At 66.2% G+C, this 15,721-nt stretch carries 12 protein-coding genes; 8 read left to right on the top strand and 4 right to left on the bottom strand.

Annotated features, from left to right (window positions below; translation table 11 throughout):
• Positions 1-253: 253 nt before the first annotated feature.
• Genes shn_RS26460 through shn_RS26435 form a run of 6 tightly spaced genes read left to right on the top strand, consistent with a single transcriptional unit; the run spans position 254 to position 6,045 of the window.
• Positions 254-1,201 carry a carbohydrate ABC transporter permease gene (locus shn_RS26460; RefSeq protein WP_064333512.1) on the top strand — a complete coding sequence of 316 codons (948 nt, stop codon included), beginning with the start codon at positions 254-256 and terminating at the stop codon, positions 1,199-1,201.
• A complete protein-coding gene (locus shn_RS26455; protein WP_064333511.1) occupies positions 1,198-2,136 on the top strand; it encodes a carbohydrate ABC transporter permease in 939 nt (312 codons plus the stop codon). The genes shn_RS26460 and shn_RS26455 overlap by 4 nt, the downstream gene beginning before the upstream one ends.
• On the top strand, positions 2,133-2,321 hold the full coding sequence (locus tag shn_RS26450; RefSeq protein WP_064333510.1) for a hypothetical protein: 189 nt from the start codon (positions 2,133-2,135) through the stop codon (positions 2,319-2,321). The genes shn_RS26455 and shn_RS26450 overlap by 4 nt, the downstream gene beginning before the upstream one ends.
• 4 nt (positions 2,322-2,325) lie before the next feature.
• On the top strand, positions 2,326-3,423 hold the full coding sequence (locus shn_RS26445) for an ABC transporter ATP-binding protein (protein WP_064333509.1): 1,098 nt from the start codon (positions 2,326-2,328) through the stop codon (positions 3,421-3,423).
• On the top strand, positions 3,416-4,411 hold the full coding sequence (locus shn_RS26440) for an ABC transporter ATP-binding protein (RefSeq protein WP_064333668.1): 996 nt from the start codon (positions 3,416-3,418) through the stop codon (positions 4,409-4,411). The genes shn_RS26445 and shn_RS26440 overlap by 8 nt, the downstream gene beginning before the upstream one ends.
• A 14-nt stretch (positions 4,412-4,425) precedes the next feature.
• Positions 4,426-6,045, top strand: coding sequence for a dihydroxyacetone kinase subunit DhaK (locus tag shn_RS26435; protein ID WP_064333508.1), 1,620 nt, complete (start codon positions 4,426-4,428; stop codon positions 6,043-6,045).
• Positions 6,046-6,336: 291 nt separating this feature from the next.
• Here the strand turns inward: shn_RS26435 and shn_RS26430 are convergent, their stop codons facing one another.
• From shn_RS26430 to shn_RS26420, 3 genes are all read right to left on the bottom strand, one after another.
• Positions 6,337-9,525, bottom strand: a complete 3,189-nt coding sequence (locus shn_RS26430; RefSeq protein WP_064333507.1) for an efflux RND transporter permease subunit — start codon at positions 9,523-9,525, stop codon at positions 6,337-6,339.
• 323 nt (positions 9,526-9,848) lie between these two features.
• Positions 9,849-11,039 (bottom strand): efflux RND transporter periplasmic adaptor subunit, encoded by a 1,191-nt coding sequence (locus shn_RS26425; protein ID WP_064333506.1) that lies wholly within the window; start codon positions 11,037-11,039, stop codon positions 9,849-9,851.
• 45 nt (positions 11,040-11,084) lie between these two features.
• Positions 11,085-11,906 carry an alpha/beta hydrolase fold domain-containing protein gene (locus shn_RS26420; protein WP_064333505.1) on the bottom strand — a complete coding sequence of 274 codons (822 nt, stop codon included), beginning with the start codon at positions 11,904-11,906 and terminating at the stop codon, positions 11,085-11,087.
• A gap of 142 nt (positions 11,907-12,048) precedes the next feature.
• Between shn_RS26420 and shn_RS26415 the strand changes: the two genes are divergently transcribed.
• Positions 12,049-13,008 carry a LysR family transcriptional regulator gene (locus shn_RS26415; protein ID WP_064333504.1) on the top strand — a complete coding sequence of 320 codons (960 nt, stop codon included), beginning with the start codon at positions 12,049-12,051 and terminating at the stop codon, positions 13,006-13,008.
• Here shn_RS26415 and shn_RS26410 read toward each other — a convergent pair.
• Complete coding sequence (locus shn_RS26410; RefSeq protein WP_064333503.1) at positions 12,977-14,302, bottom strand: MFS transporter; 1,326 nt, start codon at positions 14,300-14,302, stop codon at positions 12,977-12,979. The genes shn_RS26415 and shn_RS26410 overlap by 32 nt on opposite strands.
• 296 nt (positions 14,303-14,598) lie before the next feature.
• Here shn_RS26410 and cyoA point away from each other — a divergent pair, with 296 nt between their 5' ends.
• Positions 14,599-15,693 (top strand): ubiquinol oxidase subunit II, encoded by a 1,095-nt coding sequence (gene cyoA, locus shn_RS26405; protein ID WP_064333502.1) that lies wholly within the window; start codon positions 14,599-14,601, stop codon positions 15,691-15,693.
• The last annotated feature ends 28 nt before the right edge of the window (positions 15,694-15,721 follow it).

Raw genomic sequence — 15,721 nt, 5'->3', positions numbered from 1 at the left:
GCCTGCCGGCATCTCCCCCACAAGGGGGAGAAAGCAGGCCGCACGCTCTTCCCGTGATTTTTCATGGTGAGGGTCCGGCAGGCTAGCCCGTCCCCTCTTGCGGGAAGGGGTTGGGGAGGGGTCTTTCGATCAAGGCCGATCGCCTTCATACTCCGCCCTGCGCCCGCCGCCTCCCAGCGGGTCACGGCGCGGCCGGAGCCGGGGATTTGTCCCGGCTCTGCCGCCGCTCAGTCAAATATGTAGGGGAACACCCATGCTGAAATCCACCGTGGACCGGGTCGCCGAGGCGACGCCGCACGTCATCGCCAGACGCATGCACGGCCTGTCCGACCGCGCGCTCGCCTGGCTCTTCGTCGCCCCGTCGATCGTGCTCTTGCTGGCGGTCAACATCTTCCCGCTGATCTGGACGATCCGGCTGAGCTTCACCAATTTCCGCGTCAACCGGCCCAATGCCGAGGTCGATTTCGTCGGCCTCAGGAACTATGCCAGCATCCTGTCCGACCGCGACATCTGGCTGACCATGCAGGCGACGGCGCATTTCCTGATCTGGACCATCGTGCTGCAGGTCCTGATCGGCTTCTCGCTCGCCTATCTCATCAACAAGAAGTTCCGCGGCAACGATCTGTGGACCACGATCATCGTGCTGCCGATGATGCTGAGCCCGGCGGTGGTCGGCAATTTCTGGACCTTCCTCTACCAGCCGCAGATCGGCCTCTTCAACTATGCGGTCGGCTTCCTGACCGGCGCGGACCCGTCCAGCTTCTCGATGATCGGCGACGTCAAGCTCGCGCCCTGGGCGATCATCATCGTCGATACCTGGATGTGGACGCCCTTCGTCATGCTGATCTGCCTTGCGGGCCTGCGCTCCATTCCGCCAAGCATCTATGAAGCCGCCGAATGCGACCGCGCCAGCAAGTGGCGGCAGTTCTGGACGATCACCATCCCGCTCGTCCTGCCCTTCCTGATGCTCGCCGTGCTCTTCCGCGGCATCGAGAACTTCAAGATGTTCGACCTCGTCGTGCAGCTCACCGGCGGCGGCCCCGGCTCGATCACCGAGCTGACCTCGATCAACCTCAAGCGCGAGGCCTTCGAGAAGTGGCGCACCGGCTATGCCTCGGCCTATGCCGTCATCCTCTTCGTCACGGTCTTCGGCCTCGCCTCGATCTACGTCAAGGCGCTCAACAAGGTGAAACAACGATGAGCTATTCCGTCACCGAGCCGTCGCTGCGGCAGAAATGGGTCGCGGGCATCCTGGTCATCGGCTATGCCCTGATCACCATCCTGCCGCTCGTCTGGATCATCGCCACCAGCTTCAAGTCCCCGTCCGACGCCATCGCCTATCCGCCGAAGACCTTCTTCACGCCGACGGTGGAAGGATACGTCAACGTCTTCACCACGCGCACCCGCCTTTCGCCCGACCAGTTGCAGGCGGTCGGCGAGCCGACCACCTGGTACGACAAGCTCGTGCGCAAGGACGGGCTCGTCATTTCCGGCCCCTCGCGCTTTGCCGAACGCTTCACCAATTCGGTGATCATCGGCTTCGGCTCGACGGTGCTGTGCATCGTGCTCGGGACAGTGGCGGCCTATGCCTTCTCGCGCTTCAAGGTGCCGCTGAAGGACGATCTCCTGTTCTTCATCCTCTCCACGCGCATGATGCCGCCGATTGCCGTCGCCATCCCGATCTTCCTGATGTTCCGCTCGCTCGGCCTCAGCGACACCCATGCCGGCATGATCCTGCTTTATACCGCAGTGAACCTGTCGCTCTCCGTATGGCTGCTCAAGGGCTTCATCGACGAGATCCCCGTCGAATACGAGGAGGCGGCGCTGATCGACGGCTACACGCGCTTCCAGGCCTTCTACAAGGTCGTGCTGCCGCAGGCGGCGACGGGCATCGCCTCCACCGCGATCTTCTGCCTGATCTTCGCCTGGAACGAATATGCCTTCGCCGTCCTGTTGACATCCGGCAACGCCCAGACGGCCCCGCCCTTCATTCCCACCATCATCGGCGTCAGCGGCCAGGACTGGCCCGCCGTCGCCGCCGGCGCGACGCTCTTCCTCGTGCCGGTCATGGTCTTCACCATCCTTCTGCGCAAGCATCTCCTGCGCGGCATCACCTTCGGAGCAGTCCGCAAATGACTCGATTTTTCAACGGCCTCCTGCATTTCCGGCGCAGCGCCTGGGAAATGCTGGCCTCGGTGCTGATCGCGGCGGGCGTCGTCATGCTCATGCAGCCCTTCGCGCTCGCGCTCTATTCCTGGTCCTTCGTCGTCACTCTCCTCGGCACGGTGATGTTCATCATCGTCAGCCATTTCCCGGAGTAGGCCGATGGCGCAAATCAGGATCCAGAACGTGCGCAAGGAGTTCGGTGCCTTCACCGCCGTCCGCTCCTCCTCCTTCACCATCGAGGACGGCGAGTTCTTCATGCTGCTCGGCCCCTCCGGCTGCGGCAAGACGACGACGCTGCGCATGATGGCCGGCCTCGAACTGCCGACCTCGGGCGAGATCTTCATCGACGGCGAGGAGGTCGGCATGAAGCCGGCCAGCCAGCGCGACATCGCCTTCGTCTTCCAGATGTTCGCGCTCTACCCGCACATGAACGTGCGCAAGAACATCTCCTATCCGCTCGTCAGCCAGGGCATGAAGCGCGAGGAGGTGCGGACGCGCGTCGCCGAGGTCGCCCGCATCCTCAAGATCGAGCATATCCTCGACAAGCCGGTCGGCGGGCTTTCCGGCGGCGACCGCCAGCGCGTGGCGCTCGGCAGGGCCATCGTGCGCCGGCCGAAGGCCTTCTTCATGGACGAACCGCTCGGCGCGCTCGACGCGGAATTCCGCGAGCATATGGCCGAGGAACTGCGCGCGCTGCACGACCGCATGGGCGCGACCACCGTCTATGTCACGCACGACCAGCTCGAAGCCATGCAGATGGGCGACAAGATCGTCGTGATGAACCACGGCGTCGTCGAACAGTTCGGCAAGCCGCAACAGATCTACGACTGGCCGGCGACGAAATTCGTCGCCCAGTTCATCGGCTCGCCCTCGATGAATTTCCTGGAATTCGAAGGCATGATCGGCATCGGCGGCAACAGCATCGATCTCGGCGGCGTCAAGGTCGACGTGCCCGCCGCGCGCGAAGGCCGCGACGGCCGCCTGACGCTCGGCGTCCGGCCGGAACATGTGAAGTTCCGCGACGATGCCGCCTATCGCGGCCGGGTCAGTGCCGTGGAATATCTCGGCACGACGCAGATCGTCACCCTCGCAACGGAACACGGCGAGCTGAAGGCGCGGATCTCCTCCGCCCACAAGGTGCGGGAGGAGGAGCTGGTCGGCCTCGACTTCGACGCGCGGACCCTCTCGCTCTTCGATGCGGAAAGCGGCAAGGCCCTCCTCTCCGAGGGCAATGAAGGAGTGCTCGGACATGGCTGAGGTCGTCCTTGAAAACGTCACGAAACGCTTCGGCGGCACGCTCGCGCTCGACAATGTCTCGCTGACGGTGCCGGACGGCTCCTTCGTCGTCCTCCTCGGCCCGACCGGCGCGGGCAAGACGACGACGCTGCGCATGGTCTCCGGCCTCGACGCGCCCGACAGCGGCGAGGTCACCATCGGCGGCCGGCCGATGAAGGGCCTGTCGCCCGCCGAGCGCAATGTCGCCATGGTGTTCCAGCAATATTCACTCTATCCGCACCTCACCGTCCGCCAGAACCTGGAGTTCCCCCTGAAATCCCCGCTCCTGAAGACGCCCCGCGCGGCGATCGACCGGAAGGTTCAGGAGGTCGCCGAGGTGCTGCAGATCGCCCACAAGCTGGAGAACAAGGCAACGGCGCTTTCGGGCGGCGAGATGCAGCGCGTCTCCATCGGCCGCGCACTGGTGCGCAACCCCGAGATCTTCCTGATGGACGAGCCGCTGAGTTCGCTCGACGCGAAGCTCCGGGCGGACCTGCGCATCGAATTGAAGCGCATCCAGGCGAAGTCCGGCGCGACGCTGCTCTACGTCACCCACGACCAGATCGAGGCGATGACCATGGCGACCCATGTCGGCGTGCTCAATGAGGGAAAACTGGTGCAGTTCGGCTCGCCGCGTGCAGTCTACGAAGAACCGGTCAGCGTCTATGCCGCGACCCGCCTCGGCCAGCCGCGCATCAACGTGCTGCCGGCCGATCTTTTCGCCGGCGCCCCCGCGGGGGCGAAAAGCATCGGCCTTCGCCCGGAGCATATATCGCAAGGGGAGGGGGAGGAGGCGCTGGTCAAGCGCGTCGAGCATCTCGGCGACCAGACGCGCCTGCACCTTTCCTTCAAGCGGCACGACCTCATCACCGTCACCGACGCCCACACGCCGCTGAAGGGCGGCGAGACCATCCGGATCCAACCGTCGCGGCCGCTCTATTTCGACGCCGCCGGCATGCGTTTAGCTTAGGGAGAACAACAACCATGGCGCAATTCATCAACAAGCGCGAAGACGTCGTCACCGAGGCGATCGACGGGGTGCTGGCCCTTTCGGGCGGCGCGCTGACCCGGCTCGACGGCTATCCGCATATCCGCGTCGTCCTGCGCAGCGACTGGGACAAGTCGAAGGTGGCGATCGTCTCCGGCGGCGGCTCCGGCCATGAGCCCGCCCATGTCGGCTTTGTCGGCAAGGGCATGCTGACCGCCGCCGTCTGCGGCGACGTCTTCGCCTCGCCCAGCGTCGATGCCGTGCTTGCCGGCATCCTCGCGGTGACCGGCCCCGCCGGATGTCTCCTCATCGTCAAGAACTACACCGGCGACCGCCTGAATTTCGGCCTCGCCGCCGAGCGGGCGCGCGCCTTCGGCCTCAATGTCTCCATGGTCATCGTCGGTGACGACATCGCGCTGCCCGACCTGCCGCAGGCCCGCGGCGTCGCCGGCACGCTCTTCGTGCACAAGATCGCCGGCGCGCTCGCCGAACGGGGGGCCGACCTCGACACGGTCACGGCGGCCGCCAGGAACGTCATCGCCGGCACGCGCTCCATCGGCATGTCGCTCGACACCTGCCGCGTGCCCGGCTCGCCGAAGGAGGACCGCATTCCCGAGGGCAAGGCCGAGCTCGGTCTCGGCATCCATGGCGAGGCGGGCGTCGAGCAGATCGATTTCGCCGGCGCGCGCGCCTCGGTCGCGACCATGGTCGAACGGCTCGCCACCGTCATGGGCGAGGGACCGCATGTCGCGCTGATCAACAATCTCGGCGGCGCGTCCGTCTTGGAAATGTCGGTGCTCGCCCATGACCTGCTCGGCTCTTCGGTCGGCACGCGGATCACCCATGCCATCGGCCCCGCGCCGCTGATGACCTCGCTCGACATGCAGGGCCTTTCCATCTCCGTCTTCCCCGCCGACGCGGCCGAGCTGGAGCTCCTGAAAACCCCCGTGCCGATCGCCGCCTGGCCCGGCGTCTCGGAAGTCCGGCCGATCGCGGTCGCGGCCCTGCCGGACGGCCTGACGCCGATCACGCCGATGCCCTCGAACCACGCGGCGACACGCGCCTTCGTCATCAACTGCTGCAACGTGCTGATCGCCGCCGAGCAGGACCTCAACGCCCTCGACGCCAAATCCGGCGACGGCGACACCGGCTCGACGCTGGCGGGCGCCGCCCGCGCCCTGATCAACGCCATCGACCGCCTGCCGCTCTCCGACCACACGCAGCTCCTGCGCGCCATCGGCCTGGAGCTGAGCCAGACGATGGGCGGCTCCTCGGGCGTGCTGCTCGCCATCTTCTTCGCCGCCGCCGGCGACGGCGCCTCCAGCGGCCTGCCGATGCGCGAGGCGCTTCGCGCCGGCCTTGCCCGCATGCAGGAGATCGGCGGCGCCAGCATCGGCGACCGCACCATGGTGGACGCCCTCTCCCCCGCCCTCGAAGCGCTCGGCGAAAGTGTTTCTGCCGCTGCGGACGCGGCCCGCCAGGGCGCGAACTTCACCGCGACCCTCACCCACGCAAAAGCCGGGCGGGCGGCCTATATCAATGCGAAGCAGCTTGAGGGGCATGTCGACCCCGGCGCGGAGGCGGTCGCCCGGCTGTTCGAGCATCTGGCAGCGTGAGGTCGTGGGAAAAGGCTGGAGCAGCCACGCGCTGCACCGGTCTCATCAAGGGCTACGGCATGACCACGGCCCAGATCCTCTACCTCCTCGCAAAGCGCCGCAGCCCTCTCCTCCGTCATGGTCGGGCTTGACCCGACCATCCACAGGCCACGAGTGCCGCGTGAATCCTCGGGTCAAGCCCGAGGATGACGGCGAGGGTGGGTTGGAGGCTGGAGGTCGGCAACGAAACAAGGCCGGGGCGGCGATTTGCTGCCCCGGCCTTTGCCATTCGGGATGATGCTGCGCGGGTTGTTACGCCGCGTGCGCTTCCCTTTCTCCCTCCATCGTCGACTTGCCATGCTGCACCAGCGGACGGTTTCCCGTCAGGCGGCGGAGCAGCACGTAGAAGACCGGCGTCATGAAGATGCCGAAGAAGGTGACGCCGATCATGCCGGAGAAGACGGCAAGGCCCATGGCGGCGCGCATCTCCGCACCTGCCCCGGTGGACAGGACCAGCGGCACGACGCCCATGATGAAGGCCATCGAGGTCATCAGGATCGGGCGCAGGCGCAGGCGGCTCGCCTCGATCGCGGCCTTGATCGGCGTCCTTCCCTCGAATTCCAGCTCGCGCGCGAATTCGACGATCAGGATGGCGTTCTTCGCCGATAGGCCCACCAGCACCACGAGGCCGATCTGGGTGAAGACGTTGTTGTCGCCGCCCGTGTACCAGACCCCGGCGAGCGCGGCGAGCACGCCCATCGGCACGATCATGATGATGGCGATCGGCAGCGTCAGGCTTTCATATTGCGCGGCGAGCACCAGGTAGACCAGGAGCAGCGCCAGCGGGAAGACGACGATGCTCGAATTGCCGGCGAGGATCTGCTGGTAGGTGAGGTCCGTCCACTCGAAGTCGATGCCTGACGGCAGCGTCTCGGCCGCGATCTTTTCCACCGCCGCCTGCGCCTGGCCGGAGGAGAAGCCGGGGGCCGGGCCGCCATTGATGTCGGCGGCGAGGAAGCCGTTGTAGCGCGTGGTGCGCTCCGGCCCGGTCGTCGCGTCGACCTTCAGGAGCGCGGCGAGCGGGATCATCTCGCCCGATTGCGAGCGTACCTTGAGCTGGCCGATATCCTCCGGCTTGGCGCGGAACGCCGAATCCGCCTGGACGCGCACGGAGTAGGTGCGGCCGAACGCGTTGAAGTCGTTGACATAGAGCGAGCCGAGATAGATCTGCAGCGTCTCGAACACGTCGGTCACGCGCACGCCGAGCTGCTGGGCCTTGGAGCGGTCGAGATCGGCATAGAGCTGCGGCACGTTGATCTGGAAGCTGGAGAACAGGCCCGCCAGCTCCGGCGTCTGGTAGGCTTTCGCCAGGAACGCCTGGGTCGCCTCGTTGAGCGGCCCGTAGCCGAGGCCGGCGCGGTCCTCGATCTGCAGCTTGAAGCCGCCCGTCGTGCCGAGGCCGTTGACCGGCGGCGGCGGGAACATGGCGATGAAGGCATCCTGGATGGCGCCGAACTTCTGGTTGAGCTGCATGGCGATCGCCCCGCCCGACAGTTCCGGCGTCGTGCGCTCCTCGAAGGGAGCGAGCGAGGCGAAGACGATGCCGGAATTCGAGCCGATGGTGAAGCCGTTGATCGACAGGCCCGGGAAGGCGATGGCGTGCTCGACGCCCGGCTGTTCCAGCGCGATCTCGCTCATCTTCTTGATGACCTCTTCCGTGCGGTCGAGCGTCGCGCCGTCCGGAAGCTGGGCGAAGCCGATGAGGTACTGCTTGTCCTGCGCCGGCACGAAGCCGCCGGGCACGGCGTTGAACACCGCATAGGTCGCACCGACGAGGGCGAGATAGATCGCCATCACCAGGGACTTGCGCGTGACGAGCCCGCCGACGCTGCGGCCGTAGCCGTTGCCGGCGGCGCTGAAGGCGCGGTTGAAGCCGCGGAAGAACCAGCCGAACAGGCCATCCATCACGCGCGTCAGCCAATCCTTCGGCGCATGGTGGTCCTTCAGGAGAAGGGCGGCCAGAGCCGGGGAGAGCGTCAGCGAGTTGATGGCGGAGATGACCGTCGAGATCGCGATGGTGAGTGCGAACTGGCGGTAGAACTGGCCGGAGAGGCCGCTGATGAAGGCGAGCGGCACGAAGACGGCGACGAGGACGAGCGCGATGGCGATGATCGGGCCGGAGACCTCGCGCATCGCCCGGTAGGTGGCTTCGCGCGGGGACAGGCCGTTCTCGATGTTGCGCTCGACGTTCTCGACGACGACGATGGCGTCGTCCACCACGATGCCGATGGCCAGCACGAGGCCGAAGAGGGTCAGCGCGTTCACCGAGAAGCCGAAGGCATACATCACGGCGAAGGTGCCGATGATGGAGACCGGGACGGCGAGCAGCGGGATAATCGAGGCGCGCCAGGTCTGGAGGAAGACGATGACGACGAGCACGACGAGCGCGATGGCCTCGAGCAGCGTGTCGACGACCTTGTCGATCGAGGCGCGCACGAATTCCGTCGTGTCGTAGACGATCTCGTATTTCACGCCCTCGGGCATGGCGATCTGGAGCTGGTCCATCGTGGCGCGCACATTGTCGGCGATCTCGATGGCGTTGGAGCCCGGCGCCTGCAGGACGGCGACGGCGACGGCCGGCTCGCCGTCGAGCAGCGAGCGCAGCGAATAGTCGGCCGCGCCCATCTCGATGCGCGCGACGTCGCGCAGGCGGGTGATCTGGCCCTCCGCGCCGGTCTTCACGATGATGTTGCCGAATTCCTCCGGCGTGCGCAGGCGCCCCTGCGCATTCACGTTGAGCTGGAGGTTGACGTCGTTGGCGGTGGGCGAGGCACCGATGATGCCGGCGGCGGCCTGCACGTTCTGCTCGCGGATGGCGTTGGAAATGTCGCTGGCGGCAAGCGCATGCTCCGCCGCCTTCTGCGGATCGATCCAGACACGCATCGCATAGTCACCCGCGCCGAACACCTGGACCTGGCCGACGCCCTCGATGCGGGCGAGGCGGTCCTTGATGTTCAGCGTGGCGTAGTTGCGCAGATAGGTGATGTCGTAGCGGTCGGTCTTCGAGACGAGGTTGACCACCATGATGAAGTCGGGCGAGCTCTTGACCGTGGTGACGCCGAGCGCGCGCACTTCGGCGGGAAGACGGGGTTCGGCCTGCGACACGCGGTTCTGCACGAGCTGCTGGGCCTTGTCCGGATCGGTGCCGAGCTTGAAGGTGACCGTCAGCGTCAGGACGCCGTCGGAGGTCGCCTGGCTGTTCATGTAGAGCATGTCCTCGACGCCGTTGATCTGCTCTTCGAGCGGCGTCGCGACGGTTTCGGAAATGACGACCGGGTTTGCGCCGGGATAGGTGGCACGCACGACGATCGAGGGCGGCACGACCTCCGGATATTCGGAGATCGGCAGGGCGCGCATGCCGATCAGGCCGGCGACGACGATGAGGATCGACAGCACCCCGGCGAAGACCGGGCGATCGATGAAGAAACGGGAGATGTTCATGGCAATACCCCTCTCCAGGGACGAACGGACCCATCCGGCGGGCGATGCGCCGCCGGCGGGCATGGGATTGTTGGTTGTTTCGGGGCAGGGCGGGTGAGCGTCCTGCCGGTCTTCGGCTACGGTGTCTGTCGCGCCTCCCGCAGGGAAGGTCATCGCAGACGGTTTGGCCCCTCATCCGGCCTGCCGGCCACCTTCTCCCGCAAGCGGGGAGAAGGGATATGCCGAGCCGGTTTCCTCGACCCTTGCCGGTTCGTCGGGCACGTCCCCTCTCCCCGCTTGCGGGGAGAGGGTTAGGGTGAGGGGCTGAACCTCGAACCGCCCGCCTACTTCACCGAGGCGACATTCTCCTGCACCTGCGGATCGACGACGACGCCGGGGCGGACGCGTTGCAGGCCATTGACGACGATGCGGTCGCCGCCGGCAAGGCCGCTTTCGACGACACGCTCGTTGCCGGACAGGCTGCCGAGCACGACCGGCCGGTAGGCGACCTTGTTGTCCTTGTCGACGACGAAGACGAACTTCTTGTCCTGGTCGGTGCCGACGGCCTTTTCGCTGATGAGGATCTTGCTTTCGGCCTTCGGCTCGCCCATGCGGATGCGCACGAACTGGCCGGGGATCAGCCTGCCGCCGGGATTGTCGAAGACGGCGCGCACGGTGATCGTGCCGCTCGCCGCGTCCACCTCGTTGCCGATAAGCTGGAGCTTGCCGCGGATCGGCGTGCCCTCGTCGGCGAGCGTGCCGACCTCGACGGGGATCTGGTCGATCGGCGGAAGCGCGTCCGTGGAGGCCGGCAGGGCGGCGAGCGCCCTGGCGACCGTCTCCTCGCTGACATTGAAGCCGGCATAGATCGGGTCGACCGAGACAAGCGTCGTCAGCGCCGGCGAGGTCGAGCCGGCGGCGACGAGGTTGCCGGTGGTGATCTCCACCTTGCCGACGCGGCCGGAAACCGGCGCGCGCACTTCCGTATAGCCGAGCTCCAGCTTGGCGGCGTGCAGCGTGGCCTCGGCCGTCTTCAGCGCGGCGCGGGCCTCGGCCAGCGCGTTCTGGCGCGTGTCCACCTCGCTTTGCGAGATGCTGTTGCTCTTGGCGAGGCGCTGGCCGCGCTCAAGCTCGGTCGTGGCGAGCTTCACGCGCGCCTCGGCGGAGGCGTACTGGCCTTCGGCCTGCGTCACCGCGGTCTTGAAGGGCTCCTGGTCGATGGTGAAGAGCAGGTCGCCCGCCTTCACCAGCGCGCCCTCGCGGAAATTCACCGCCTCGATGGCACCGGCGACGCGCGAGCGGATCTGCACGCGGTCGATCGCCTCCAGACGGCCGGAAAATTCCTGCCAGGTCACCACATCGCGGTTTTCGACCACGGCGACCGTGACCGGCACGGCGGGCACTTCGGCCGTCACGGTGGCTTCCGCCTGGGCGACATTGCCCGGCAGTTGGAAATAGAGGGCTGCGGCGGAAACGGACACAGCCAGTCCCAGGCCGGCGCCCGTCAGGGCCCAGCGTTTGCGCTTCGACGTCATGTTCTCTTCTCCTTGCGGCCCTTGGACCGCGCGTTTCAAATTAAATTAGTGAATGCTTATATTTTGAACAAAACCCGAAAACTGGCGGCCGACCTCCTCTTGCCAGGTGGATGGCCGCTTGGGAGACCAGTCAGGGGTTTCGCCCGTCTTCCCGCCATAAATTTCAGGCCAGCCTGTCCCGGCGGGGAGCACATGCCGGCGAACCTTGACGCCCGCTGCGGTGAGGCAGTCGGCGTAACCGAGGGCTTCGTCGCGCAGCGGATCGTCCTCCGCCGAAACGACGAGCGCGGGCGCGACGCCCGCAAGCCGCGAACAGAGGCACGGCGCCGCATAGGGATGGCAGACGCCGCCGCTGAGATAGTGGCTCCAGCCCTCCGCCCAGCGCTGGCTCATGCCGAGCGCCTCGGACTCGCGGAAGGAAGCGGTGCCCATGAAGGGATCGAGCAGCGGGGAGAACAGCACCTGGCCGTCCAGCTCGTCGGCGAAATGGTCGCGCGCCTTCAGCGCCACGCCGGCGGCGATGTTGCCGCCCGCCTCCTCGCCGCCGATGATGAGCGGCGACTTGCGGTCGCCGAGGCCGGCGCGCTTCTTGGCGAGATAGGAAAACATGGAAAAGCCGACTTCGAGCGGCTTGGGGAAGACACCGCCGCCCGGCGCGCCATAATCCAGAACGGCGACGATGGCGCCCGTGGAAGCGATGGCCTCGGCGACGGGGGAGGGGCGAAGGCCCTCTTCCAGGAACGCGCCGCCATGGAAGTAGAGCAGGATGGGGGCGCCCTTGGCGAACTCCGCTCCCTGATAGACGCGTGCGGACACGGGGCCGATGGCCACCTTGTCGAACGTCATATCCTTGATCTCTACCGGCATGGTTTCGTCCTCGGGCCCCTCTGGAATTAGGATGGGGCCTCACCATTTATATCGTGCCTGATCGCGGCGATATAAGTGTGCCAAAACTGACTTCACTATCCATATTCTCGAACAATAGCAGCTTCCAACCTGGGAATGTTCCATGGATCAGCTTTCCGCAATGCGTGCCTTCCTCCGCGTGGTGGAGACCGGCAATTTCACCCGGGCCTCCGCCGCGCTCGGCATGCCCAAGGCGACGGTGAGCAACCTCATCCAGAACCTCGAAACGCATCTGCAAACCAAGCTGCTCAACCGCACGACGCGCCGGGTGATGGTGACGACGGACGGGGCGCTCTACTATGAGCGGGCGATCCGGATCGTCGCGGAGATCGACGAACTGGACGGCAGCCTCTCCCATTCCCATGCCAGCCCGCGCGGGCGCCTGCGCGTCGAGATGGCGGGGGCCTTCGCGGACCTGCTGGTCATTCCCCGGCTCGGCGATTTCCATCAGAAGTTCCCGGATATCCATATCGACCTCGGCGTCGGCGACCGGACGGTGGATTATCTGGCGGAGAATGTGGACTGCGCGCTGCGCGGCGGGGCGCCCGGCGACCAGTCGCTGATCGCCCGGCGCGTCGCCGAGATGGATATCGTCACCTGCGCCGCCCCGGCCTATATCGAGGCCTTCGGCACGCCGCGGCACCCGCTGGACCTCGGCGGCGCGCACCATTGCATCAACTATTTCCTGGCGCAGACCGGCCGCACCATGCCTTTCGAATTCGAAAAGGACGGCGAGACGGTCGAGGTCGACAGCCGCTATATCGTCTCGGTCAACGATGCGCGCAGCTATCTCGCCGCGGCCCTGTCCGGCCTCGGCGTCGCGCCGCTGCCGCGCTTCATGGCGACCGAGGCGCTGAAGAGCGGGGCGCTCGTGCCGGTGCTGCCGGGCTGGCGGTCGGAACCGATCCCGCTCTACATCGTCTATCCGCCGAACCGGCACCTCTCCAACAAGGTCCGCGTCTTCGTCGACTGGCTTGTGCGGCTGCTCGCCGAAGCGCAAATCGGCGCCTCGTCGGCAAAGAACGAAAGCCTCAGTGCTGGTCGAGCGCCCGCGTCAGGGTGAGGGCGGCGATGGTGCAGATGGCGCCGGAGATCAGGTAGCCGCCGATGAAGACGATGCCGAAGCTGGTGGCAAGGCCGAGCGCCACGAGCGGGGCGAAGCCCGCGCCGACGAGCCAGGCGAGGTCCGAGGTCAGCGCCGCGCCGGTATAGCGGTAATATTGCGTGAAGCGCGAGGAGACGGCGCCGGAGGACTGGCCGAAGGTGAGGCCGAGGATGAAGAAGCCGATCAGGATATAGGCGTCCTGCCCCTTGCCGCCGGAATCGAGCAGGAAGGGCGCGGAGAAGGAGAAGATCGCGATGAGGATGGCGCCGGCCATGAGCTGGTTGCGCCGGCCGATGCGGTCGGCGATGACGCCCGACAGCACGATGCCGACGACCCCGACGGCCGCGCCCGCCACCTGCACCCAGAGGAACTCCTCCACCGACTGGCCGCCGGTGAGCATGATCCAGGAGAGCGGGAAGATGGTGACGAGGTGGAACATGGCGAAGCTTGCGAGCGGCACGAAGGCGCCGAGCACGACATCCATGGCATGCTTGCTCAGCATTTCGAAGATCGGCCGGGCCTGCAGCTCCTGCGCCTCCATGGCCGCGCCGAATTCCTTGCTGGCGACGATGCGCAGGCGCGCGAAGAGCGCCACGACGTTGATGGCGAAGGCGACGAAGAACGGATAGCGCCAGCCCCAGGCGAGGAAATCCGCCTCCGAGAGATTGCTGACGAAATAGCCGAAGAGGATGCTGGCGAGCGCGAAGCCGAAGGGCGCGCCGAGCTGCGGGATCATCGCGTACCAGCCGCGGCGGTTTTCCGGCGCGCTCAGGCTGAGCAGCGAGGCAAGCCCGTCCCAGGCGCCGCCGAGCGCGAAACCCTGGCCCAGCCGGAAGAGCGCGAGCAGCGCCACGGCCCAGTAGCCGATCGTCTCGTAGCCCGGCAGGAAGGCGATGGAGGCGGTCGAGCCGCCGAGGATGACCAGCGCCACCGTCAGCTTGGTGCCGCGGCCGTAGTTGCGGTCGATCCACATGAAGACGAAGGAGCCGACCGGCCGGGCGAGGAAGGCAAGGGGAAAGAGCGCGAAGGACATCAGCGTCGCGGCCACCGCGCTGCCGGCGAAGGGGAAGATGAGCTTCGGGAAGACGAGGATGGAGCCGAGGCCGTAGACGAAGAAATCGAAGAATTCGGAGGTGCGCCCGATCACCACGCCGATGGCGACGCTGCCGGGCGAAAGCGGCTTGTCGTCGTCATGCATGCGGCGGGCGTCCCGCTCGAGACCGGAGGAGGAGGGGTTAGCGACCGAACTCATGAATTTCTCCGAGCGATGTGCGCCATGTCGTTAGAGTGTTGACTATTCGGCGTCCAATATCAAGAATTAGGCGAAACGTGCGCGCTGCGGCAAGGTTGCGTCCGAACCTGCGACCCGTCGCAGCACGGCTTGAAGACCCGCGACGATTATTGCGCTAGATCAATTTTGCGGCGGCGGACAGCCCAAAAGTTTCTACCGCACTGCGACAGAATGCTGCGCTGCGACGAAGCACCTCATTTCCAAGCGCGACCATGCCCGCTTATTGCCGACTAGACAGAACGCAAGTTGAGGCCGCAATGCCGAAGCCATTCAGTTTAGCCCGAGTCTCGATCCTCCCCCTGATGCTGGCCCTGCTTTCCGGATGCAACATGGTCGTCATGTCGCCCTCCGGGGACATCGCCACGCAGCAGCGGGACCTGATCGTCATCTCCACCATCCTCATGCTGATCATCATCGTGCCGGTGATCGCCATGACGCTCTATTTCGCCTGGCATTACCGCCAGTCGAACACGGCGGCGAAGTATGATCCGGAGTGGCATCACTCGACGGGCCTGGAAGTCGCCATCTGGTCGGCCCCGCTCGCCATCATCATCGCGCTCGGCGCCATCACCTGGGTCAGCACCCACAAGCTGGATCCGTACCGGCCGCTGGAACGGCTCGATGCGGCACGGCCGGTGCCAGAGGAGACGAAGCCGATCACCGTCGAGGTGGTGGCGCTCGACTGGAAATGGCTGTTCTTCTATCCGGACCAGGGCATCGCCACGGTCAACGAGATGGCGGCCCCCGTCGACGTGCCGATCAACTTCAAGCTCACCGCCTCCTCGGTGATGAACTCCTTCTATGTGCCCGCGCTCGCCGGCATGATCTACACCATGCCCGGCATGGAGACGAAGCTGCACGCCGTCATCAACAAGGCCGGCGAATACGAGGGCCTGTCGTCGAACTACAGCGGCGACGGCTTCTCGCACATGCGCTTCAAGTTCCACGGGCTCGACCAGGCCGGCTTCGACGCCTGGGTGGCGCGGGTGAAGCAGAACGGCACGGCGCTCAACCGCGACGCCTATCTGAAGCTCGAAAAGCCGAGCGTGAAGGAGCCGGTGCGCTACTACGCCACCGTCGACGACGGGCTCTACCAGGCCGTGCTCAACATGTGCGTGCGCGAAGGCCAGATGTGCATGAAGGACATGATGCATATCGACATGACGGGCGGGGCGGGCAAGGAGAGCCACGGGAACAAGGCGAAACTCGAACACGACAACCGCCATGCCGCGGACGAGGCGCCCGCCGCCACCTTCCCCGAGACCGGCAATCCCGCGCGCAGCGAAGAACCGGCCGAGGGCGTGGAGGAGAACCCGGCCACCACGAACCACGACGCGCACCAGTCACACTAGCTTTCATTGCGCCCGCCGGCCGCGGCGG

Source organism: Shinella sp. HZN7, from assembly GCF_001652565.1.
Lineage (GTDB): Bacteria > Pseudomonadota > Alphaproteobacteria > Rhizobiales > Rhizobiaceae > Shinella > Shinella granuli.
Note: the sequence above shows the minus strand (reverse complement) of the source record. Positions and strands in the feature narration are given on the sequence as shown.